We start from the raw sequence: 19904 nt of genomic DNA on the forward strand, positions 1-19904 counted from the left end.
TGCGGACTCCGCCATATTTATGCTTTTCAAGGTCGCGAACGTATCACAGCTAGGGCAGTTTGACGAGATCATCGACGTCCGTTCCCCGGCAGAATTTGCCGAGGATCATATTCCTGGCGCCATTAACTGCCCGGTTCTGGACAACGATGAGCGGATTCGCGTCGGCACGCTGTACAAACAGGTTTCTCCATTCGAAGCGCGCAAAGTCGGCGCGGCGCTGGCCGCCAAGAATATCGCCCGGCACATCGAAGAGCGCTTCGCCGACCGCCCCAAATCCTGGCGCCCGCTGATATGCTGCTGGCGCGGCGGCCAGCGCTCCGGCTCCATGGCGCTGATTTTCGCACAGATAGGCTGGCCAGCGCATCAGTTGGAGGGCGGCTACAAAGCCTACCGCCGCCAAGCGCTGCAATGGCTGGATGAGCTCCCGGGACAGCTCAAACTGCGCGTGATCTGCGGCCCCACCGGCTCCGGCAAAAGCCGCTTGCTGCATGCCTTGGCGCGCGCCGGCCACCAAGTGTTGGATCTGGAGCAGTTGGCCAATCACCGCGGCTCGGTGCTCGGCCGCCTGCCGGACTTGCCGCAGCCGTCGCAAAAATGGTTCGACACCTTGCTGCTGCAACAGATTCGCGGCCTGGACCCCATGCGGCCCGTCTTCATCGAGTCGGAAAGCAAGAAAGTAGGCTTCGTCACCCTGCCCGACGCGCTGTATCGTCAGATGCACCAAGGCGACTGCCTGCTGATCGACGTGCCCTTGGCCGAGCGTGTGCGCTTTCTGCTTGAGGATTACGCCTTCTACCTGCAAGACCCAGAGACCTTGATCCGCCAGTTGGGTTTTTTGAAGGGTTTGCACTCAGGGGAGCAAATGGAGGCCTGGAACCAGATGATCCTAGACCGCCGCTTTGATGCGCTGGTAGCGGATTTGCTGGCCAAACACTACGATCCGCTCTACTACCGTTCGCTGGGCAAGCATTACCCGCAACTGGCCGAAGCCGTGCCTCTACAGCTGGACAGCCTGGCACCGGAACAGCTGGACCTGGCCGCTTCTCGCATCGCCTGAGGCACAACGCTCCACGAAGCGCAGCAGGCTTTGAACAGGCTCTGAGAGCCGGCTCAGCCGCTGTCTCGAGGAGCGGCGCTGATCGCAGCGCGAAACTACGGTATCATCAGAACATCCTAATTCATCAGCGGCGCCGCGCCGCGCCCCGACTCCGCGCGCATGACCCCACACGCTCAACTTGACTGGCAAGACGGTCAACCGGTTTCCCTCGCATTCGGCGATGTCTATTTCTCCCGCGCCTCCGGCCTGGACGAAACCCGCCATGTTTTCCTGCGGCACAACCGCTTGGCCGAACGTTTCGCCGAACTGCCCTCCGGCGGCCACTTCACCATTGCGGAAACCGGCTTCGGCACCGGACTGAATTTCTTGTGCGCGTGGGAATGTTTCCTGCAATACGCGCCGGCCGACACGCGCCTGCACTTCATCAGCGCGGAGAAATTTCCACTGACCCCGCGCGATCTGACCCAGGCGTTGGCGCTCTGGCCCCAGCTCGCCGGCCTGGCCCAACAATTGCTGGCCCAATACCAGGCCCTGCCCCCTGGCTGGCACCGCCTGCTGCTGAATCAGGGACGCGTCACGCTGACCTTGCTGATCGGCGACGTTCTGGAAGTGCTGCCGGAGGTGGACGCTCGCGTCGACGCCTGGTTCCTTGATGGCTTCGCTCCGTCCAAGAACCCGGACATGTGGCAAGCGGAGCTGTTCCAGGCCATGGCGCGGCTCTCGGCGCCCGGCGCCACCTTCGCCACATTCACCAGCGCTGGTTTTGTGCGCCGCGGTTTGAGCGAAGCCGGCTTCGCCGTCAGCAAAACCGCCGGTTTCGGCCATAAGCGGGAAATGAGCCACGGTCATTTGCAAACCCTGCCCGCCGGAGAGTGGTCGCCGCCGTGGTTCGCGCGCCCGGCGCGGCGTCATGGCGAACGCAGCGCCATTGTCATCGGCGGCGGCATCGCCGGGGCCGCCAGCGCCTACAGCCTGGCTTGCCGCGGCTGGCAAGTCACCGTGGTGGAACGCCTGCCCGAACTGGCCCGCGGCGCCTCCGGCAACCCGCAAGGCGTGTTGTACACCAAGCTGTCTCCACACTTCACCCCGCTGACCCGCCTGATCCTGTCCGGCTACGGCTACAGTCTCCGCACGCTGAAAACCCAGTTGCCGGAAGACGACGCGAACTGGCGCGGATGCGGCGTATTGCAATTGGCCTATGACGCGGCCGAGGTGGAACGCCAGCAAGGCCTGGCCTCAGCCGGTTTTGGCGCCGATTTCCTGCGGCCGGTCGACGCCAGCGAGGCCAGCGAGCTGGCCGGCGTCGAACTGCAGCACGGCGGCCTGTTCTTTCCGGAGGGCGGCTGGATCAACCCGCCCGCCCTGGTGCGCAAACTGGTGGAACATCCCAATATCCAGGTTCGCACCAGCCGCACCATCGTGGAGCTGGATTACAACCCGTTGGACAAAAGCTGGGTCGCTATCGGCGATGAAGGCTCGGTGGCCATCGGCTCCGTGGTCATTCTGGCCGGTGCGGCGGAAACCGGCTCCTTCGACGCCACCCAGCACCTGCCCTTGAAAAAGATTCGCGGCCAAGTCACGGTGGCGCGCGCAACCGAACACAGCGAAGCGCTGCGCACCGTACTGTGCGGCGAGGGCTATATTTCCCCGGCCCGCTTCGGCGAGCACTGCCTGGGCGCCACCTTCAAATTCAATACCGAAGATCTCGGCGTCAATCTGTTCGAGCATCAGGAAAATCTGCAAATGCTGGCGGGGCTCGCGCCCAGCCTGTACCAGGCTTTGGGCGGAGAAGGCCTGCTGGACAAAGCCCTGGCCGGGCGCGCCGCGCTGCGCTGCACCAGCCCGGACTACCTGCCCATCGTCGGCCCCGTCGCCCACGCGCAAAGCCTGATCGACGCCTATTTGCCCCTGAGCAAGGACGCCTCGCTGAAACTCAGCGCATCAGCGCCCTGGATAGACGGTCTCTACGTCAATACCGCCCATGGCTCGCGCGGCATGATCACCGCGCCGCTGTCCGGCGAAATCCTCGCCGCCCTGCTGGAGGACGAACCCGCCCCGGTGGCCCGCAGTCTGATGCAGGCCACCCACCCCAGCCGATTCCTGATCCGCGACCTGATGCGCAACAAAGCCCCCCAGCAAGGCTGACGCGGGTCACCAGGCAAAAGCCCCCGACGCATCAGAGCGCCGGGGGCCAAGAACAGCGGCGGGAGTCTCAGAGCTTGTTCAAAGTCTGCTGCGCTTCGTGGAGCGTTGCACAGTGAGTACAAGCTCAAAATGCTCATGTACCCCTCGTACACTCCGCTTTTTCGCTCGTTTTCGCCTTGTCTCGCTCTTGCTCGCGAGACTTTGAACAGGGTCTCAGACGGCGGATTTGGCCGCCGTCTCCACCGCTTCGCGGATGTCGTCGGGAATGGAGACCGACTTGCCCGCCTGGTAGTCCACCCACACCAATGTTACCTCGCCGCTGGCGTACACTACGCCGGGATCGTCGCGCCGATAAAAATGATGGCGCAGCTTCAAACTGCTGCGTCCCAGCTTTTCCAGTTCAATGGTAATGTCGAGCGTGGCCGGATAGGTGATCTCCTTGCGAAACACGCAGGAAGTGCCCGCCAGCACCGGCCCGCAGCCGGAAGGATCGATCCCGTGCCCCAGGCTCTCCAGCCAATCCAGGCGGATCTGTTCCAGATAACGGAAATAATAGGTATTGTTCAAATGCCCGACGGCATCCATATCGCCCCAGCGCATCACGATGCTGCGAGTGTCGATTACCGGGTAATGCTTGTCCACGCTGTTCCCCTTGAAAGACGAGCCGGCGCGGCGTCCATCAAGCGCCGTTCACGGCCGGCGCGCCATGATTGTTTGCACTGCGTCATGATAACGGCCAATCCCTTCCGGGTCACATAGCGTCACATAAAACACAACAAATCCAAATATCCGCCTTCGAAACAAAACGGCATACTGGTTTCCGTCAGCAGCCAGGGCTCGCGAGAGTCCTGATCTGGCATGATCAACGCGCGGGTTCTGTTGGAAATTACCTACCCCTTCTGGCCAGCGCGTTGGTCTCCTGAGCGAAGGTGCAAATTGGGGCCCCATCCGGGGCTCTTTTTTTATGCGCCGCGGCCCCGCATCAATACAAAAGCGCAAATTCATTGCGCAAATGTTAAGCCTACCCCGATTTCATCACAGCCCGTCACACAAGCCCCCAATAATCACTCTATTTGACCCGTTCCGGCAGGCGCATACTGCCTCCATCGAATTCGCTCTCCCCCGAGGGCGGTTTGATACGATCGAAGCGCTGTTCGCTGTGGATACACGCCCTCCGGCAGCTGCGTAGATCACCTGAGCGAAGGTGCAATTCAGAGCCCCCTTACCGGGGCTCTTTTTTTATCTTTCCTCCACAGCGGAGTGACCCCACCTCCCCTATGCTTTTGTGATAAACTCCCGGAAGCGAAGCAAAAAAAGAGGCCGCACGAAGGCGGCCCAAACGGGGATCTCAATTCACTAAAGTGTCCAAATACAAGCTTGGCGCGTCAAAACTAAAGCACAGACGGACGACGTCTACATAACACAAGCTCAATCGAAGGTCCTACAAGCGGCTTGAAGCAAGAAGTAAAAACCCGCCTGCCGAACCCTCATGCCAGCCTTGAAGCTGCATGGCTCGTATACTAGCGGCTACGCCGCCGGACAAATATAAGATTTTTCTTAAAATTTTCGTGTTTTATTCCAAAGCCCTGAAGGCGGCCCGCAGCCTTTCTTGACAAGCGCGGCGAACGCTTTTCTAATCGCAAATTTCCCGCCTTTGGGCGCCCCCTCGTTCACTATCACAGGAAACCTCCATGACCATTCGAGTCAACGGCATCGAAATCACCGAAGACATGGTGCAAGCGGAACAAGCCCACTACGCTGACGCACCGAACCCGCACGATGCCGCCGTTCAGGAGCTGATCCTGCGCGAACTGCTGCTGCAGAAAGCCAAATCCATCGGCATCGACACCGCCGATCAAGGCACCGCCATCGGCGCCCTGCTGGAACAGGAGCTGCAGGTTGACGCTGTCGACGAAGCGGCATGCCTGGCGTTCTACAATCAATACCCCGAGCGTTTCAGCAGCGGCGAATCCGCCGTGGCCAGCCACATTCTGTTCCCGCTGGGCGAAGGCCTGGCCGGCAGCCTGGCCAAGGCCAAGGCGGAAGGCGTTCTGGAGGAAATCAAAGCCAACCCGGCCCGTTTCTCCGACCTGGCTCGCGAACACTCCACTTGCCCGTCCGGCCAACAAGGCGGCAGCCTGGGCCAGTTCGGCCGCGGCCAGATGGTGCCGGAATTCGAACAGGCGGTATTCAGCACCGACGCCGGCCAGATCGCGCCGGACCTGGTGCAGACCCAGTTCGGCTACCACATCATCCAGGTACAGGAACGCCACGAAGGCGGCAAAGTGAGCTTTGAAGAAATCAAGGACCGCTTACAGCAATATCTGAACGACATGGCCGGCAACAAGGCGATGCAGGCCTATCTGGGCCAATTGGTAGCCGCCGCCCAAATCGAAGGCTATGCGATGCCGGCGCTGTAAGAACCCTCTCGATCCAAGACTTTGAACAGGCTCTCAAGCCCGGTCCAAGTCCATCAAAAACCGAGGCGCAGTCGCGCCTCGGTTTTTTTCTGCGCCTCAGTTGCGACCGCGCAGAGACGCCGCCACCGGCCGCGAGAATGGGAAACCGTCCTTGCGGTCCCAATTGATCGACCAGCTCATCACCCCACGGAAGGTCGGGTAGGCCTGATCTGGTTTGACTACGCCGCAGTTCTTCAAGGCCATCAGGCAATCCAGTGATTTGACGACGGTATCCGCGCTGACAAAACCAGAGTTGGCGGAACTACGTCCGGAAGGCACGCCAAAGGCCACTTGATCGGGCCTCAAGCCCTTGAAACTGCCCGAAGCGCCGTAAGCCAGGGGAAAGCCTTCAATCAACATCTTGCTGCCTCCCACCAGCATGTCCACGCTACCTTCCGCCAAGGCGGCGGTGGAATACGGCGTGTTCAGCCCGCCGTTGTTGTAGTACTGGACATGAATCACGCTCAAATCGTCGCGCAAGGCGTCAATGATGGGCAGATAAGCGCCCCAGATGCTGCCGTAGGCTACGTAGCCGCCCTGAACATAGGGATGTTCCGGCGCCATAGACAGGTAGAAACCCGCACCCACCTTGGTTTTCAACTGTTTCACGGCGCTGATCAGGTTGCCGATGATGGGCGCGCCCTGCGACACCCCGCTTTCCAGATCCAGATCGATGCCGTCGAAACCGTATTTGACGATGATGGCGTGGAGGCTATTGACGAAATTCTGCGCCTGCGCCGAAGTGTTCAGCGTGACCGAGCCATTTTGTCCGCCCAGCGACAGCACCACCTTCTTGCCTTTGGCCTGCTTGGCGCGAACATCCTGGATGAACTGCGCCTCGGACCCGGCCTTGGGATCCAGCGTGAAGCTGAGATTGCCGTTGCCGGCATCGTCGGCAAAGGCGACGACGATCACATCCCAATCGTCGCTAACCTGGCTGAGCGGATAAGTGTCGCCGCTGGGATTGGCGAAATTGTGCCAATACCCAACCAGCGCATGCTTGGCGAACGGCGCGGACGGGCCCGGGGATGGAGATGGCCCTGGGGACGGAGTCGGCTCCGGCGCCGCGCCGCAGCTTCCCCCAGCCTGCCACAGCGTGGGCGTGGACGGCGGATTCCAATTGGCGCCCACATAGGCGGTATGCGCCGCGCGCGCTGTGTAATTGGCCGCCGCATAGGCCACCACATCGCCCGCCTGGTAAGTTGAGCCCTCTCTCCAATCCGGACACGCGGCGGCCAAGACCGGCCCTGCGCCCAACACCATTGCGCATACCGGCGCCAACAGCACGGCTTTCCCCTTCGAGTACATGCGGCATCCTCCTTTGCGATACGACAACACGCGCTGCCGGCGGGATGCCGGACTGGGCGCAAGCTGGTATTTGATTGGTATTACATCAAACACGCAATGTCAAAGGCATTTTTGAAACCGCTCCGGCAGCCGGGTCAATTTTCTACAATACGCCCCTCCCCGGCCCAGCTACTTTGTCCGCGACAGCCAAAGGCGGATATCCGGCCGCCGCGCTGCCCACCTCAGGAGACATCATGAATCAGACTCTCGCCATGGCCGGCTTCGCGCTGGCCGCCTCCATCACGCCGGGCCCGGTCAACCTCGTCGCGCTCAGTTGCGGCGCCCGCTACGGCGCGCGCGCAGGCATGCGCCATGTCGGCGGCGCCACCGCCGGCTTCACCCTGCTTCTATTGCTGACCGGCCTGGGCCTGGAGCAGACCTTGCGGCAATGGCCGGCGCTCACCCAGGCTTTGCAATGGGCCGGCGTGACCTTCTTGCTCTATATGGCGTATCAATTGGCTCGCAGCGACGGCTCGCTGGATATGGACAAGAACGGCGCCCGGCCAAGCTGGTGGCGCGGCGCGGCGATTCAATGGCTGAACCCCAAGGCCTGGATCGCGGCGCTGGCGGGCTGCGCGGCCTTCACCTCCGGCCAAGACGCGACGGCGTTATGGCGCTTCGCCGGGCTCTACTTTCTGATTTGCTACGCCTCAGTCGGAGCTTGGGTGGTGACCGGAGCCTGGCTAGGGCAAAAGCTGGAGTCGCCCAAGCGGCTTCGGCTCTTTAACCAGACAATGGCTTTATTGCTGGGGCTAAGCGCGCTGGGCTTGCTGAGCTGAGCCGGCGCGGTACTGCCCCGGCGTGGCGGCAACATACTGTTTGAAGATTTTCTGCAGATGGGCCTGGTCGGAAAAACCAGCGGCCTGCGCCACTTGCGCCAAGGGCAGCCCGCCGCGCACCAGCCGACGCGCCAGCTGCACTCGCTGATTCAGTAAAAAGTCGTGAGGCGTGACCCCGTAACGCCGTTTGAACGCGCGAATCAGATAGGAGGCCGACAAGTCGGCCGCGGCGCAGATCTCCTCCAGGCGCAAAGCCTGGTCGCAATGCGCCGCAATATACTCCGCCGCGCGCGCCAAACGCTGGCTAGACTCCGCCGCCGGCTCTACGGCCAAGCCCAAGACTCGGTGCGCGCCGCCGAAAAAGGCCGTAGCCGCCGTGTCCTTCTCCAGAAACTCCCGTCCCTCCGCGCACAGCAAGTCGAACAAAGCGTTGAATCCGGCGAACAAACGCGGATCCTGGCTCGCCGTGTCGCCAAAAGGACGAAAGCCGCCGCCCTGATCCAGGCCAAGCGTTTGCTGCAAACCCCCGAGCCAGGCTACATCCACATACAACATGCGATAAGACCAGGCCTGTGCCGCCACGGGGTTGCAGGCATGGGTGTCGCCCGGGTTCATCAACACGAGGGAGCCTTGCTCGCTACGGCGCACTTTGCCGTTGAAGTAGTCGCAGGCGCCCGCGGTGATGACGCCAATGGAAAACGTCTCATGCGCGTGTCTGGCGTAACAGACGCGGCGGCCGTCAGCCACCGAGCGAGCCTCGAACTGCGGCAAAGCCGCATCTCGCCAGAAGCGATGATCCACCTTATGTCTCCCGGCCGGGAATAGGGACGCGGCGAGTGGTTCCGGCATCGCTCTACTCTCCTTTCATCCGGTAAAACAAGATGCCCAGCCACTCCCGCAGCGCGGCGTGACATTCCTGCATCGACCGTCCGCTGGGCAAAAACCAGGCCACGCCGCCTCCATCGTAACGGATGAAGGCGGTTGGGGCGGCCGTCACGTCCAGAGCCTGGCGCTGGAAAAACGGCAAGGCCCGGCGCAAATGCCAGCCCTGGCTGACCAACGCAATCCGCTTGACCCCGGCTGCATGCAACAGGCCGGCGGAATATCGAGCGTTTTCCAGCGTAGTGTTGGCGCGCGCCTCCACCCAACGCGGGGCAATGCCGTACTCCTCGCGCAGAACCCTGGCCATCACCTCGGCCTCAGCTTCCCCGCCCATCGGCGCGCCGCCGGTCAGCAGGATCGGCTTGCCGCTTTGACGCGCCAACCGCGCGGCGTAACGCAGCCGCGCCAACGAATCCGCGCCGGGCTCCATCCCGCCGTACTCGGGCGCCGGCTTCTTGCCGCCGGACAACACCACAATAGCTTCCACCCGGTTCAGTTGCTCGGCGCTGATCACCGGATAACGTTCCAGGCTGCGGTTCAGCCACATCGCGGTTATCGGCGTGCTCAAGGCGTACAGGCCGACCATGCCCAAAGTCAGCAGGCAGGCCCCCAAGCGCCGCCAGCGGCGACGCAGCCACAGTCCTAGCGACATCAGCAGCAACATGTTCAGCGGCGGCAATAACAAGGAGCCCAAGACCAAGTGGACCAATACTTGCGTGGAAATCGAGGAAACCATGGGAAATGACAATGCGTTGACTTGGCGCCAGTTAAACATGCGATGCCCGGCAAATCAATGCCGCGGAAACCAGATGGCCGCATAGGCGCGGCGGTAACCGTTGTCCGGGTCGTAGCCAATGCTCAGATAACTATCGCGTATCGTCCGTTTGACCAGCAAATGCGGCTGGGTGATGTAAAGACTGGGCGGCTGCCCGGCAAAGGCCCGGTTCAGCTCGTCGGCCATCTGCCAACCATGCAGATGCAAGGGTTCAGCAATGGTCGCCTCCTGCATCAAGCCCGCTCGAATCCGTCTCATCGCACTCAGCGAGCCGTCCCCCAGCGAGATATTCACGACGGAGGCGTTAAGCTTCCCCAGCGGATGGCCGATGGAATCGTAATACAAGTCGTTGATGCCGATGCTGTGGGTCCAGGCCTTGCCGTGGCGCTGGTACAGCTCGGCCACCTTATCCGGCAGCAGCTGCTGGACCTGGGCCAGCGAAATGTCCTCCACCGCCAAAACCTTGCAGCGCTGGCACGCTTGCAGTTGCCTCACCGCTTGCCTGGTTTTGGCGGTGGCGATGGCGAAACGGCTATCGGTGAACAACACCACCCCGACCGGGCCGCGGCTGCTGGCCACGATGTAGTCGGCGGCGGCTTGCGCCGCGGCCAAGGGGCTGGTTGAGATATTGGTGAACAACACACCGGGCAAGGGGCCGGGCTTCTCGCCGGCATGCCAGCCAAGCACAATCACGCCTTGCGCATGCAAGCGTTGGATCTGCGGCAAAAACTCCTGAGCGTCGAAGCCCCCCAAGGCCACGGCGGCCGGCCGTTCCCGTTGCGCGCTTTCCAGAAACTGGAGCAGCGAACTCCGCTGCCCCTGACCATCCAACAGCGTCAAGCGCCAACCCAATAAACGTCCGGCCTCGGCCAACCCCCGGTACACCCCAACCACGCCGCCGTTGCGCAGATCCGAGGCCAAAAACCAGACGCTGCGGCCAGGCTCTGCCGCCGGGCCGCTGACCGGACCATCCCACTCGATCCACTCCCGCGCCGGATTTTCCCTCGCTTGTGGAGCGTCAACGCCGGCATCCGTAGAGCCGCCGACGGCGAAGTCCACGCTAAGCAGACACAGAAGCAGCATGAGAAGGCGCAACATGGACCCACTATAGACCACAGCCGGGTCAAAACGGCACGCCATTCCCCGCCAGCAATTGACCGGCCACTTCCGCCGCCACGGCAAACAGCAGCGGCGACAGACGCTGCGCCTGCAAACCCGTCGCGCCATGCCGGCTGATCGCCAACCCGCTCCATGGCATGCGCTCGCCGATCAGGCAGGCGGTTAGCTTGCCGCCCCCTCGCTCAGCCGCGGCCTCAATCTCCGGCAGACGCCGACGCAAGGCGCGACACACCTCCCCCTCCGCCACAAAGGCTAAAGCCACCCCGGCCGCCACGCGCCGGATGCGCAGGCAGAATGCGCCGATTCCCGGCACCGTCAGCCATAGCAGCAGGTCCAATTCGTCCAACTCCGGCTCGGACTCGCGCTCCAGCGCATCCTCCACGCTCAGCGTCAGCGCCGGTCCGCCCCATAGCCAGAATGGCAGCGTCAACGGCAGGGGCGGCTCGCCAGCGGCATTGCGCACTCCGGCCAAGGCCAGCTCCGGCAATTGTTGCAGCAAGGCTCCAGGCAAATGGCTGCCGCCTGCCTGCTGGAATTGCGCCGCCGCCTGCGTCAGCCGTCCCAGCAAAGCCTGCCGCCAGGCTTGGGCCAGCTCTGCGGCGGCCGGCTGCGGCCTCTCCAGCCTGGGCATGGCGGCCTGCTCCAGCTGCCAGGCGCGCGCCGGCGTTTCGCCTTCAGGCGCCGCGCCCTGACGCTCCAACTGCAGCGACAGCTTCAGCTGCGGCTGGGTGGCCAGCACCAGCACTTTCAGCACCGTGCCGGGCGTCAGCTCGGCCGCGCCTTGCGGCCAGGCCGGCAGCGCCAGTTGGATGCCGTCGCCGCTCAACAGCGGCCGGCCGTCGGCCGCTCGGCTCAGCACCGCCTGCCATTGCCGGCCTGGCGTCAGTTCCGCGCCCGGCTGCGCGCCGTTCGAAATCGGCGCGCTCGGCGTGACCGGAGCCGCCGCCGTGATCGCTCGGATTGAAATAGCCTTGCTCCTTCAAAAAAACCGCTCACATGACGCAAAAAAGCCAGCCGCATACGCAGCTGGCTTTGGATACGCGCCGGATAATCGACGCGGAGTCGCGATTACTGCAGCAGGGACATGGCCAGGCTGCTCATGCTGCCGCTTTGCTTCAGCATGGAAGTGCCGGCTTGCATCAGCATTTGCTTGGAGGTCATGCTGGCGCTTTCGTTGGCGTAGTCGGTGTCCATGATACGACCCTTGGCGGCCAGGGTGTTATTGTTCACGTTGGACAGGTTGTTGTTCACGTGGTCCAGACGGTTGGCGTTGGCGCCCAGCGCGGAGCGAACAGTGCCCACGGAAGCCAGCGCGGTGTCCAGCAGGCCGATGGCGGCGGAAGCGCCGCCGGTCAGCTCGGTGCCGGGACCGGCCGCGGAGGTATCGTAAGTCTTGGCTGCGGCTTTGAGCGCGGTTTCCATCGCGGCCATACCGGCGGAAACGTCCATGGTCATTTTTTCAGCGGCAGTAGCGCCGATCTGGAAGTCCACGGCGGCGGACAGTTTGCCCGGAGTGGAGGCACCGGCGGCTGCCAGCAGCTTCTCGCCGCCGAAAGAGGTGTTGCCGGTGATATTGGCCAATTCTTTGCCCAGCGCGTCGAATTCGGCCTGGGTGGCGGTTTTGTCGTTGGTGGTGGCGGTGCCGTTGGCGGACTCGGTGGCCAGGTCCTTCATGCGCAGCAGGATGTTGGACACTTCGTTCAGCGCGCCTTCGGCGGTTTGCAGCATGGAAATGCCGTTCTGCGCGTTCTTCATCGCCACTTGCATGCCGCGGCTTTGCGCGTCCAGACGGGTGGCGATCTGCAGGCCGGCTGCGTCGTCCATCGCGGAGTTGATGCGCAGGCCGGTACCCAGACGGGTCATCGAGGTGGACAGACCGCTCTGGGTGCTGTTCAGGTTGGCCTTGGTGTTCAAGGCGGCGATATTGGTGTGCAGGCTCAGCATGTCTATGTGCTCCAGTATTCGTTGGTTGGTCCGGCATCGCTGCCGTCATCCTCACAAGGCGGCCACCGCGCGACAAACTTAAACCCGGCGGCCGTGAATAATCCCATCGCGCACCCGCATCCAAATAAAAAGCCAGCCGCATACGCGGCTGGCTTTGGATACGCGCCGGATAATCGACGCGGAGTCGCGATTACTGCAGCAGGGACATGGCCAGGCTGCTCATGCTGCCGCTTTGCTTCAGCATGGAAGTGCCGGCTTGCATCAGCATTTGCTTGGAGGTCATGCTGGCGCTTTCGTTGGCGTAGTCGGTGTCCATGATACGACCCTTGGCGGCCAGGGTGTTGTTGTTCACGTTGGACAGGTTGTTGTTCACGTGGTCCAGACGGTTGGCGTTGGCGCCCAGCGCGGAGCGAACGGTGCCCACGGAAGCCAGCGCGGTGTCCAGCAGGCCGATGGTGGCGGAAGCGGTGGCAGTCAGTTCAGTGCCGGCGGAGCCCGCGTCGTAGGACTTGGATGCGGCTTTGAGCGCGGCTTCCATCGCGGTCATACCGCCGGAAACGTCCATGGTCATTTTTTCAGCGGCAGTAGCACCGATCTGGAAGTCCACGGCGGTAACCAGTTTGCCGCCACTAGCTGCCAGCAGCTTCTCACCACCAAAAGAGGTGTTGCCGGTGATATTGGCCAATTCTTTGCCCAGCGCGTCGAATTCGGCCTGGGTGGCGGTTTTGTCGTTGGTGGTGGCGGTGCCGTTGGCGGACTCGGTGGCCAGGTCCTTCATGCGCAGCAGGATGTTGGACACTTCGTTCAGAGCGCCTTCGGCGGTTTGCAGCATGGAAATACCGTTCTGCGCGTTCTTCATCGCCACTTGCATGCCGCGGCTTTGCGCGTCCAGACGGGTGGCGATCTGCAGGCCGGCTGCGTCGTCCATCGCGGAGTTGATGCGCAGGCCGGTGCCCAGACGGGTCATCGAGGTGGACAGACCGCTCTGGGTGCTGTTCAGATTGGCCTTGGTGTTCAAGGCGGCGATATTGGTGTGCAGGCTCAGCATGTCTATGTGCTCCAGTATTCGTTGGTTGGTCCGGCATCGCTGCCGTCACCCTCACAAGGCGGCCGCCGCGCGGCAAACTTAAATCCGCCACCACTGTGAAAAATCACATTGCTTGACGAAGGGGCGCGGGCTGTTGAAAGATCAATGTCATAAGCACAGCCTCCCCACCGCCATGACCACACTGAACGGCCAACAGGCCCTGGCCCAGCTCTGGGCCGCCGCCGCCCTCGACCCCTCCGCGCTGGAGCGCGCCCAGTTGCCGACTGGCCCGGCGCCGTTGCCTTCCTCTTTCGCGGTCGGCGCCTTGGCCCAGGCCAGCATTGCCGCCAGCGCGCTGATGGCGGCGGAGTTCTGGCGTCTGCGCGGCGGCGCGGCTCAAACCGTCACAGTCGACCTGGCTCACGCCGCCGCCGAATTCCGCAGCGAACGCTATCTGCGCGTCGATGGCGCGCCGGCGCCTGAACTATGGGACGCCATTGCCGGCCCCTATCGTTGCGGCGATGGCCGCTGGGTGCGCATCCATACGAACTTCCCTCATCATCGCGATGGGATCCTGCGCTTGCTGGGTTGCCGTCATGACAAGGACAGCGTGGCCGCCGCCTTGCAAGGCTGGCGGGCTTTCGAGTTTGAACAGGCGGTAGCCGAACGCGGCCTGGTGGCCACGGCGATGCGCAGTTTCAACGAGTGGGACCGCCACCCGCAGGGGCAGGCCGTCGCCGCCTTGCCCTTATTTGACATAGAGCGCATCGGCGATGCGCCGCCGCTGGCACGTCCCTTCGCGCCACGCCCCTTGCAGGGCATACGCGTGCTGGACCTGACCCGCATCATCGCCGGCCCGGTAGGCGGCCGGGTGCTGGCAGCGCATGGCGCCGACGTGTTGCGCGTCACTTCGCCGCGGCTGCCGTCCATCCCGCCTCTGGACATCGACACCGGCCGCGGCAAGCGCAATGCCGAGCTGGACTTGCGCCAGGCCGCCGATGGCGAACAGCTGCGGCGCCTGCTGGCCGAGGCCGATGTCTTCATCCAAGGCTATCGGCCCGGCGGCCTCGCCGTGCTCGGTTTCGGCCCGGAACAGGCCGCGCGCCTGCGTCCGGGCATCGTCTACGCCTCGCTGTCCGCCTACGGCCACACCGGCCCCTGGGCCGAGCGGCGCGGCTTCGACTCCCTGGTTCAGACCGCCAGCGGCTTCAATCACGCCGAGGCGAAGGCTTTCGACGACGAGCGGCCGCGCGCGCTGCCGGCTCAGGCGCTGGACCATGCCGCCGGCTATCTGCTGGCTTTCGGCGTCATCGCCGCGCTTGCCCGCCAAGCGCAAGAAGGCGGCAGTTGGCAGGTTAGGGTTTCACTAGCGCAAACCGGACACTGGCTGCGACAGCTTGGCTCAGACAGCGCCGGCTGCGCCGCCGCGGACCCCGGCCTTGAGCAGATCGCGCCCTTGCTGGCCGACTACCCGTCCGGCTTCGGCGCCTTGCGCGCCGTCCGCCATGCCGCCCAACTGTCCTTAACGCCGGCGCATTGGGTGCTGCCTTCGACGCCGCTGGGCAACCACGCCGCAGAATGGCTGCCGCGCTAAAACGACGGTGGCGCTCGCCACCGCAACTTGTTATCGTCGGCGCACCAGCCTAAGCGCCAATGGAGCATGCATGGATATCTCGTTCGCCGAACTGATCAGCCGATACTGGTCTACCCCCAAGTGGGAAATCAATCTGCTCATCACGCTTAACTTGCTCGGCGGCCTCCTGCTGGGCTGCTTGGTGGGTTACGAGCGCTGGTTCAACGGCCGCGCCGCCGGCATGCGCACCTATGGCCTGGTGTCCATGGCCTCCGCCGCGGCCATCAGCATCGTCGGGTATTCCGGCTACTGGTACGGCGGGCTCTACCCCGACATGACCCACGGCGACATGACCCGCGTGGCCCAAGGCGTCCTGACCGGCGTCGGCTTCCTGGGCGCCGGTATGATCATGAAGGAAGGCCTGTCCATCAGCGGCCTCACCTCCGCCGCCTCGATCTGGATGTCCTCGGTGATTGGCATCCTGGTCGGCGTCGGTTTCTATGCCGCCGCCATCGCCATTACTTTACTGTGCGTGCTGTGCATGCTCTCCATCAATCAGATGGAAAACCGGCTGCCGCGCCGCTTCAGCCTGTTCATCGTCATCCGCTTCAAGCCGGAATACCAGTGGACGGTGCAAACGCTGAGCGCTGGCCTGCTTCGCTTCGGCGTGCGCCTGCACGAGGACAGCATTGCGCTGAACGCCGGCCCGGACGCCACCGAATGGAGCTTTCTGGTCTCTGCGCAAAACCGGCGGGACCTGGTCAATGTCGTGGACCTGTCGCGCGAGATCATGCAGATCGACCATATCGAAACCCTGAGTATCCAGCCCGCTCGCAATTGAAACCCCTGACCTAGCCGCCCCTCCGCCGGCTAGGTATTTTCACGCCATCAAGTTCCGTTCCGGATTGACGATATCAGTTCACCTACACTTCCGTTCCGGAGCCTGCAATGCGAGTCGCGTCCATGGCGCTGTCGATGAGCAGCCAATACAGTTTCAGCCAAAGCCTCAGCGTTCAACAACAAAGCCGCGCCTGGGCCCAGCTCCCCCCCACCCCGCCGCCGTCAAAGCCTTCCTCCGATGTCAGCCTGAGCTCCGACGGCGTCAACGCCAGTTCTCAGGACAAGGCGTTCTCCGATGGCATGACGCCGATGCTGGGGCTGATCAAGGACATTCTGGAAAAAGTGCTTGGCGTTAAATTCAAAGTGGTCGACGGCACTCTGCAAAGAGACGACGGCAAGGACGCGCAATCCGCCGACTCCCGCCCTGTAGGCTCCGGCCAATCTTCGACTGCTCCACAGCAGTTGCTCTCCGGCGGCGAACTCAAACAAACCGTCGACTACCAAGAAAGTGAAAGCCTGGCGTTTTCGGCCAAAGGTTCGATCAAGACCCAAGACGGCCGCGAGTTCAACTTCGCTCTGGACGTGCAAATGAGCCGCAGCTTCGAATACCACAGCAGCAGCACTCTTCAGTTTGGCAACGGCCACGCCACCGACCCCTTGATGTTGAGCCTGGGCAACGACGCCGGCAGCTTCAGCGGCGCCAGCGTCAGCTTCGACCTGCAAAGCAACGGCAAACAAAGCCAACTGCCCTTCATCAACAACGGCGGCTGGCTGGCGCTGGACCGCAATGGCGACGGCAAGATCAACGATGGCAGCGAGTTGTTCGGCACTCAGTCGGGCAACGGTTTCGCCGATCTGGCCAAGTTGGACAGCAATGGCGACGGGGTACTTGATGACGGCGACGCGGCGTTCGCTCAATTGAAGCTCTGGTCCGGCCGAGACGGCGACAAGGATCAATTGATGGGCTTGAAGGAGTTGGGCATTGGCGCCATTCTGCTGCCCAGCGTGGACAGTCCGTTCAGCATCAAGAACGCCGACAATCAGTCCCAGGCCGACATCCGCCGTTCCGGCGTCTATCTGACCGAAGACGGCCGCGCCGGCCGTGTCAGCCAGGTGGATGTCTACGGTTGAATCCGCCAGCGGAAAATAGCAAAAGGCCGCTTGCGCGGCCTTTGTCGTATCCGGCGGACGCCGGTCAGGAGATATAGTTGAACAGCGAGAGCTGAGTCACCTTGTTATAGGTCAGCTGGCTGTATTTCAACGAAGTCTGCGCCAGGGTGAAATCCGAGATCGCCTGCGGCATGTCCAGATCCTGCAAATCGCCAATACTGCTGGCGTACTGCAGCTTCAGGCTCCCACCTACATTCTGCATATTGTCGTTCTGCTGACCGCGGGCGCCGATGGACGCCAGGGACAGAGAAAACTGCTGCTGGGCCGAATCGATGGCGTTGATCGCGCTGTTCAGCTGCGTGCCGAAGTTGGCCGGCTTCGGGTTTTGGCCCAGCAGGGTGTTTAGTTGCAGCAAGGCGTCGAAGGCAGCCGTAGGGCTGCCGCTAGGCGTGCCGAACACCGTGCTGCCCGGATCGGAAATCGTCATTTGCTGCGAAGCGCTGATCTGCACGCTGCGCTGGCCGGTATCGCCCTGGTAAGTGGCCGGCGGCACCGCCGACAGGCTCACCACATAAGGCACCGTGTCGGTCTTGTTGCCGCTGAACAAATAGTTGCCGCGGCCGTCGGTGGAGTTGGCGTAGGTGGTCAGCTCGGTGATGCCTTCCTGCAACTGCTTCTGAATCGCCTGCAGTTCGGTTGGGCTCAACGCGCCGCTGCCGGCGGAAATCGCCAGGCTCTTCATGCTGGCCATCAGGTCCGACGAACTTTTGATCGCAGTCTCGGACAGCGACAGCCAAGAGCTGACCGCCTGGGTATTGGTGATGTACTGGCTGTTCTGGCCCTGCGACTGACTGAGCAGCAGGATACGCGCCGCGGCCACCGGATCGTCGGCCGGCGTTACCACCCGCTGCTGATTGTCGATCTGCATGGTGAGCTTGTAAATGCTGGCCTGCAAGCTCTGCATATTATTCAGGCCGGACTGATAGATGGTGTTGGAGCTGATACGCATCGGTCTCTCCTTAGCCCATCAGGTTCAGAATGCTGGAGAAGGTGGTTTGCGCCACTTGAATCACCTTGCTGCACGCCTGATAGGACTGTTGATACTTGATCAGATTGGCCGCCTCCTGATCCAGGCTCACCCCGGTGACATTGGACAGGCTTTCCGTGGTTTGCTTCAACGTGTTCAGCATGGCCGCTGACTGCAATTGCGCGGTATTGGTCTGATTGCCCACCGAGGCCACCAGAGTCGAATAATAAGAACCGTAAGACTGATTGCCCATCAGTTTAAGGTTCTGCTGCGCCAGCAACTCGCGCAAATTGGTGTTGTCGCCCGGAGGCGGCTTGGTACCGGCCGGGGCCGGCCCCACGGTAAAAGTCTGGCCGTTGATCGGCGCGCCGGACAGCTGAAAGCTGACGCCCACGTCCACCGGAGGCACCGCCGTTGTCTGCAACTTGAAGCTGTTGCTGGCCCCGCCACCCACCGGAACCACATTGTAAGGTCCGCCGCCGTTGGGGCCGGCAATGGTGGCGGTCATCGTCGCCGGAGTACCGGTGGCGGTAATGGTCATTCCGGTCATGCCGATGGAGGGGTGCGTGCCGGTGCCGGGAAAAACCGGCGGCACGCTATTGAGGCTCCCCGCGTAACCGCCCGGCAGCGTGGCCCACACGCCGCTCATGGTGACGCCGTTGCCGCCGGCGCCGCCGGTGGACACCATATTGGACGCGGTAGCCAGTTTATTGGGGTCGCCCATCAATACTTGCAGATTGCTCGCCGCATTCTGCGGATTGGAGGCGTAGCTGCTCAGATCATTGAAAATGGGCTGGCCGGCCCCGCCTGTGTTATCCACGCCCAGCTGATTTTGATAATTGATTGAAGCGGCAAAATTGATCGCCATCGTGCCCAACTGCTGCCGGGCCTGCAACAGGGGCCCATCGCGAAAGTTCAGCAAACCGCCTAGTTGGCCGCCGGAGACCAGATTGTTCGGAATCGCCGTCACCGTGCCGTTGGGGTTGTTGAACACCAACTGCAAGGTAGTGGGATCGCTGGGCAAGGGCTGCGTGGCCAGGGTGTTGGTCTGGCCGCCGGTCACCAGGGTCTGACCGTTGCCTATGTACACCGAGTAAGTCCCGTCCGCTTGCGGCACAGCCTTGGCGCTGACCAACTTGTTCAGCTCCAGCATGGCCTGATCGCGCTGGTCCATCAGCGTGTTGGGTTGCGCGCTCAGTTGATTGCCGCCGGTCAATGCGGCGATTTCGGTGTTGAGGCTGGCGATCTGCGAGGCCAGCGCGTTGATGCTGTCCACCGTGCTCTTGATCTGACCGTTGGCGCCGGACTGCAGCTGTTGTAACTGTCCGTCGATGGTGGCGAACTTGGTGCTCAAGGCCTGAGCCATGTTCAACACGGTCTGCCGGCTGGGAAGGGCGTCCGGCTGCTGCGACAGCGTCTGCATCGCGCCAAAGAAATCCTGCAAGGCCGGAATGATGGAAACATCGGTGGACGCCATCAGATTGTTGATCTGATTCAACTGCTTGACCTGGGTGCTGTAATAGCTGCTGTTGGTCTGCGCGGTTTGCACCTGGCCAGACAGGAATTTGTCATAGGTGCGCAGCACATTGGTAACGTCCACGCCCTGCCCCAGAAAGCCGAAGCCCGCATATTGCGGCGCGCGGCCGGCCTGGGTGATGTATTGAACGTTGTAACCCGGCGTGGAGACGTTGGCGATGTTATTGCCGGTTACCGACAAAGCCGCTTGAGCCGCATTCAGTCCGCTCACGCCGATCGAGAAAATATTGGAGCCCATGATTTACCTCTGTTTGCTTTATCGGCCCGGCGCGCGGAAACTTGAC

The 19904-nt window shown here is 62.5% G+C and carries 17 protein-coding genes; 7 read left to right on the forward strand and 10 right to left on the reverse strand.

Going from position 1 to position 19904, the window contains the following annotated elements:
* Nucleotides 1-19: 19 nt before the first annotated feature.
* Nucleotides 20-1057, forward strand: coding sequence for a tRNA 2-selenouridine(34) synthase MnmH (mnmH, locus tag DXT74_RS16570; RefSeq protein ID WP_114155402.1), 1038 nt, complete (start codon nt 20-22; stop codon nt 1055-1057).
* A gap of 159 nt (nt 1058-1216) precedes the next feature.
* On the forward strand, nt 1217-3202 hold the full coding sequence (gene mnmC / locus DXT74_RS16575; protein WP_194426508.1) for a bifunctional tRNA (5-methylaminomethyl-2-thiouridine)(34)-methyltransferase MnmD/FAD-dependent 5-carboxymethylaminomethyl-2-thiouridine(34) oxidoreductase MnmC: 1986 nt from the start codon (nt 1217-1219) through the stop codon (nt 3200-3202).
* Between the two features lie 213 nt (nt 3203-3415).
* Here mnmC and DXT74_RS16580 read toward each other — a convergent pair whose 3' ends face one another.
* On the reverse strand, nt 3416-3844 hold the full coding sequence (locus tag DXT74_RS16580; RefSeq protein ID WP_019104189.1) for a thioesterase family protein: 429 nt from the start codon (nt 3842-3844) through the stop codon (nt 3416-3418).
* Nucleotides 3845-4893: 1049 nt separating this feature from the next.
* Here DXT74_RS16580 and DXT74_RS16585 point away from each other — a divergent pair.
* The gene (locus DXT74_RS16585; protein WP_194426509.1) at nt 4894-5622 is read left to right on the forward strand and encodes a peptidylprolyl isomerase; all 729 of its coding nucleotides are present in this window, start codon (nt 4894-4896) and stop codon (nt 5620-5622) included.
* Between the two features lie 96 nt (nt 5623-5718).
* Here the strand turns inward: DXT74_RS16585 and DXT74_RS16590 are convergent, their stop codons facing one another.
* Nucleotides 5719-6969: a chitinase gene (locus tag DXT74_RS16590; protein WP_194426510.1), complete on the reverse strand. Its 1251-nt coding sequence runs from the start codon at nt 6967-6969 to the stop codon at nt 5719-5721.
* A 233-nt stretch (nt 6970-7202) separates the two neighbouring features.
* Here DXT74_RS16590 and DXT74_RS16595 point away from each other — a divergent pair, with 233 nt between their 5' ends.
* Nucleotides 7203-7787: a LysE family translocator gene (locus DXT74_RS16595; RefSeq protein ID WP_194426511.1), complete on the forward strand. Its 585-nt coding sequence runs from the start codon at nt 7203-7205 to the stop codon at nt 7785-7787.
* Here the strand turns inward: DXT74_RS16595 and DXT74_RS16600 are convergent.
* The 6 genes from DXT74_RS16600 to DXT74_RS16625 form a co-directional block, all read right to left on the reverse strand.
* Nucleotides 7761-8636, reverse strand: a complete 876-nt coding sequence (locus DXT74_RS16600; RefSeq protein ID WP_194426512.1) for an AraC family transcriptional regulator — start codon at nt 8634-8636, stop codon at nt 7761-7763. The genes DXT74_RS16595 and DXT74_RS16600 overlap by 27 nt on opposite strands.
* A gap of 4 nt (nt 8637-8640) precedes the next feature.
* Entirely contained in the window at nt 8641-9405 is a 765-nt protein-coding gene (locus tag DXT74_RS16605; protein ID WP_194426513.1) for a YdcF family protein, read from the reverse strand.
* Nucleotides 9406-9459: 54 nt separating this feature from the next.
* Nucleotides 9460-10542 (reverse strand): sugar ABC transporter substrate-binding protein, encoded by a 1083-nt coding sequence (locus tag DXT74_RS16610; RefSeq protein ID WP_194426514.1) that lies wholly within the window; start codon nt 10540-10542, stop codon nt 9460-9462.
* 25 nt (nt 10543-10567) lie between these two features.
* On the reverse strand, nt 10568-11422 hold the full coding sequence (locus DXT74_RS16615) for a hypothetical protein (RefSeq protein ID WP_194426515.1): 855 nt from the start codon (nt 11420-11422) through the stop codon (nt 10568-10570).
* 209 nt (nt 11423-11631) lie between these two features.
* Nucleotides 11632-12507 carry a flagellin gene (locus DXT74_RS16620; RefSeq protein WP_194426516.1) on the reverse strand — a complete coding sequence of 292 codons (876 nt, stop codon included), beginning with the start codon at nt 12505-12507 and terminating at the stop codon, nt 11632-11634.
* Between the two features lie 190 nt (nt 12508-12697).
* Nucleotides 12698-13555, reverse strand: coding sequence for a flagellin (locus DXT74_RS16625; RefSeq protein WP_194426517.1), 858 nt, complete (start codon nt 13553-13555; stop codon nt 12698-12700).
* Between the two features lie 172 nt (nt 13556-13727).
* Here DXT74_RS16625 and DXT74_RS16630 point away from each other — a divergent pair, with 172 nt between their 5' ends.
* The 3 genes from DXT74_RS16630 (at nt 13728) to DXT74_RS16640 (ending at nt 17078) form a co-directional block, all read left to right on the forward strand.
* Nucleotides 13728-15128 carry a CoA transferase gene (locus tag DXT74_RS16630; RefSeq protein ID WP_194426518.1) on the forward strand — a complete coding sequence of 467 codons (1401 nt, stop codon included), beginning with the start codon at nt 13728-13730 and terminating at the stop codon, nt 15126-15128.
* A 70-nt stretch (nt 15129-15198) separates the two neighbouring features.
* Nucleotides 15199-15948: an MgtC/SapB family protein gene (locus DXT74_RS16635; protein WP_043631142.1), complete on the forward strand. Its 750-nt coding sequence runs from the start codon at nt 15199-15201 to the stop codon at nt 15946-15948.
* Nucleotides 15949-16055: 107 nt separating this feature from the next.
* Entirely contained in the window at nt 16056-17078 is a 1023-nt protein-coding gene (locus tag DXT74_RS16640; protein ID WP_194426519.1) for a hypothetical protein, read from the forward strand.
* 64 nt (nt 17079-17142) lie between these two features.
* Here DXT74_RS16640 and flgL read toward each other — a convergent pair whose 3' ends face one another.
* Both flgL and flgK read right to left on the reverse strand, forming a co-directional pair.
* Complete coding sequence (gene flgL, locus DXT74_RS16645; RefSeq protein WP_043631139.1) at nt 17143-18066, reverse strand: flagellar hook-associated protein FlgL; 924 nt, start codon at nt 18064-18066, stop codon at nt 17143-17145.
* A gap of 10 nt (nt 18067-18076) precedes the next feature.
* Nucleotides 18077-19858 carry a flagellar hook-associated protein FlgK gene (flgK, locus tag DXT74_RS16650; protein ID WP_043631136.1) on the reverse strand — a complete coding sequence of 594 codons (1782 nt, stop codon included), beginning with the start codon at nt 19856-19858 and terminating at the stop codon, nt 18077-18079.
* Nucleotides 19859-19904: the final 46 nt, after the last annotated feature.

The sequence above is a fragment of the Chromobacterium sp. Rain0013 genome (assembly GCF_015291765.1).
Taxonomy (GTDB): domain Bacteria; phylum Pseudomonadota; class Gammaproteobacteria; order Burkholderiales; family Chromobacteriaceae; genus Chromobacterium; species Chromobacterium haemolyticum.

Bases quoted from the DNA above. Each gene is read 5' to 3' on its own strand.
- mnmH (WP_114155402.1), top strand. From the start codon at position 20: ATGCTTTTCAAGGTCGCGAACGTATCACAGCTAGGGCAGTTTGACGAG.
- mnmC (WP_194426508.1), top strand. From the start codon at position 1,217: ATGACCCCACACGCTCAACTTGACTGGCAAGACGGTCAACCGGTTTCC.
- DXT74_RS16585 (WP_194426509.1), top strand. From the start codon at position 4,894: ATGACCATTCGAGTCAACGGCATCGAAATCACCGAAGACATGGTGCAA.
- DXT74_RS16590 (WP_194426510.1), bottom strand. From the start codon at position 6,969: ATGTACTCGAAGGGGAAAGCCGTGCTGTTGGCGCCGGTATGCGCAATG.
- DXT74_RS16595 (WP_194426511.1), top strand. From the start codon at position 7,203: ATGAATCAGACTCTCGCCATGGCCGGCTTCGCGCTGGCCGCCTCCATC.
- DXT74_RS16600 (WP_194426512.1), bottom strand. From the start codon at position 8,636: ATGCCGGAACCACTCGCCGCGTCCCTATTCCCGGCCGGGAGACATAAG.
- DXT74_RS16605 (WP_194426513.1), bottom strand. From the start codon at position 9,405: ATGGTTTCCTCGATTTCCACGCAAGTATTGGTCCACTTGGTCTTGGGC.
- DXT74_RS16610 (WP_194426514.1), bottom strand. From the start codon at position 10,542: ATGTTGCGCCTTCTCATGCTGCTTCTGTGTCTGCTTAGCGTGGACTTC.
- DXT74_RS16620 (WP_194426516.1), bottom strand. From the start codon at position 12,507: ATGCTGAGCCTGCACACCAATATCGCCGCCTTGAACACCAAGGCCAAC.
- DXT74_RS16625 (WP_194426517.1), bottom strand. From the start codon at position 13,555: ATGCTGAGCCTGCACACCAATATCGCCGCCTTGAACACCAAGGCCAAT.
- DXT74_RS16630 (WP_194426518.1), top strand. From the start codon at position 13,728: ATGACCACACTGAACGGCCAACAGGCCCTGGCCCAGCTCTGGGCCGCC.
- DXT74_RS16635 (WP_043631142.1), top strand. From the start codon at position 15,199: ATGGATATCTCGTTCGCCGAACTGATCAGCCGATACTGGTCTACCCCC.
- DXT74_RS16640 (WP_194426519.1), top strand. From the start codon at position 16,056: ATGCGAGTCGCGTCCATGGCGCTGTCGATGAGCAGCCAATACAGTTTC.
- flgL (WP_043631139.1), bottom strand. From the start codon at position 18,066: ATGCGTATCAGCTCCAACACCATCTATCAGTCCGGCCTGAATAATATG.
- flgK (WP_043631136.1), bottom strand. From the start codon at position 19,858: ATGGGCTCCAATATTTTCTCGATCGGCGTGAGCGGACTGAATGCGGCT.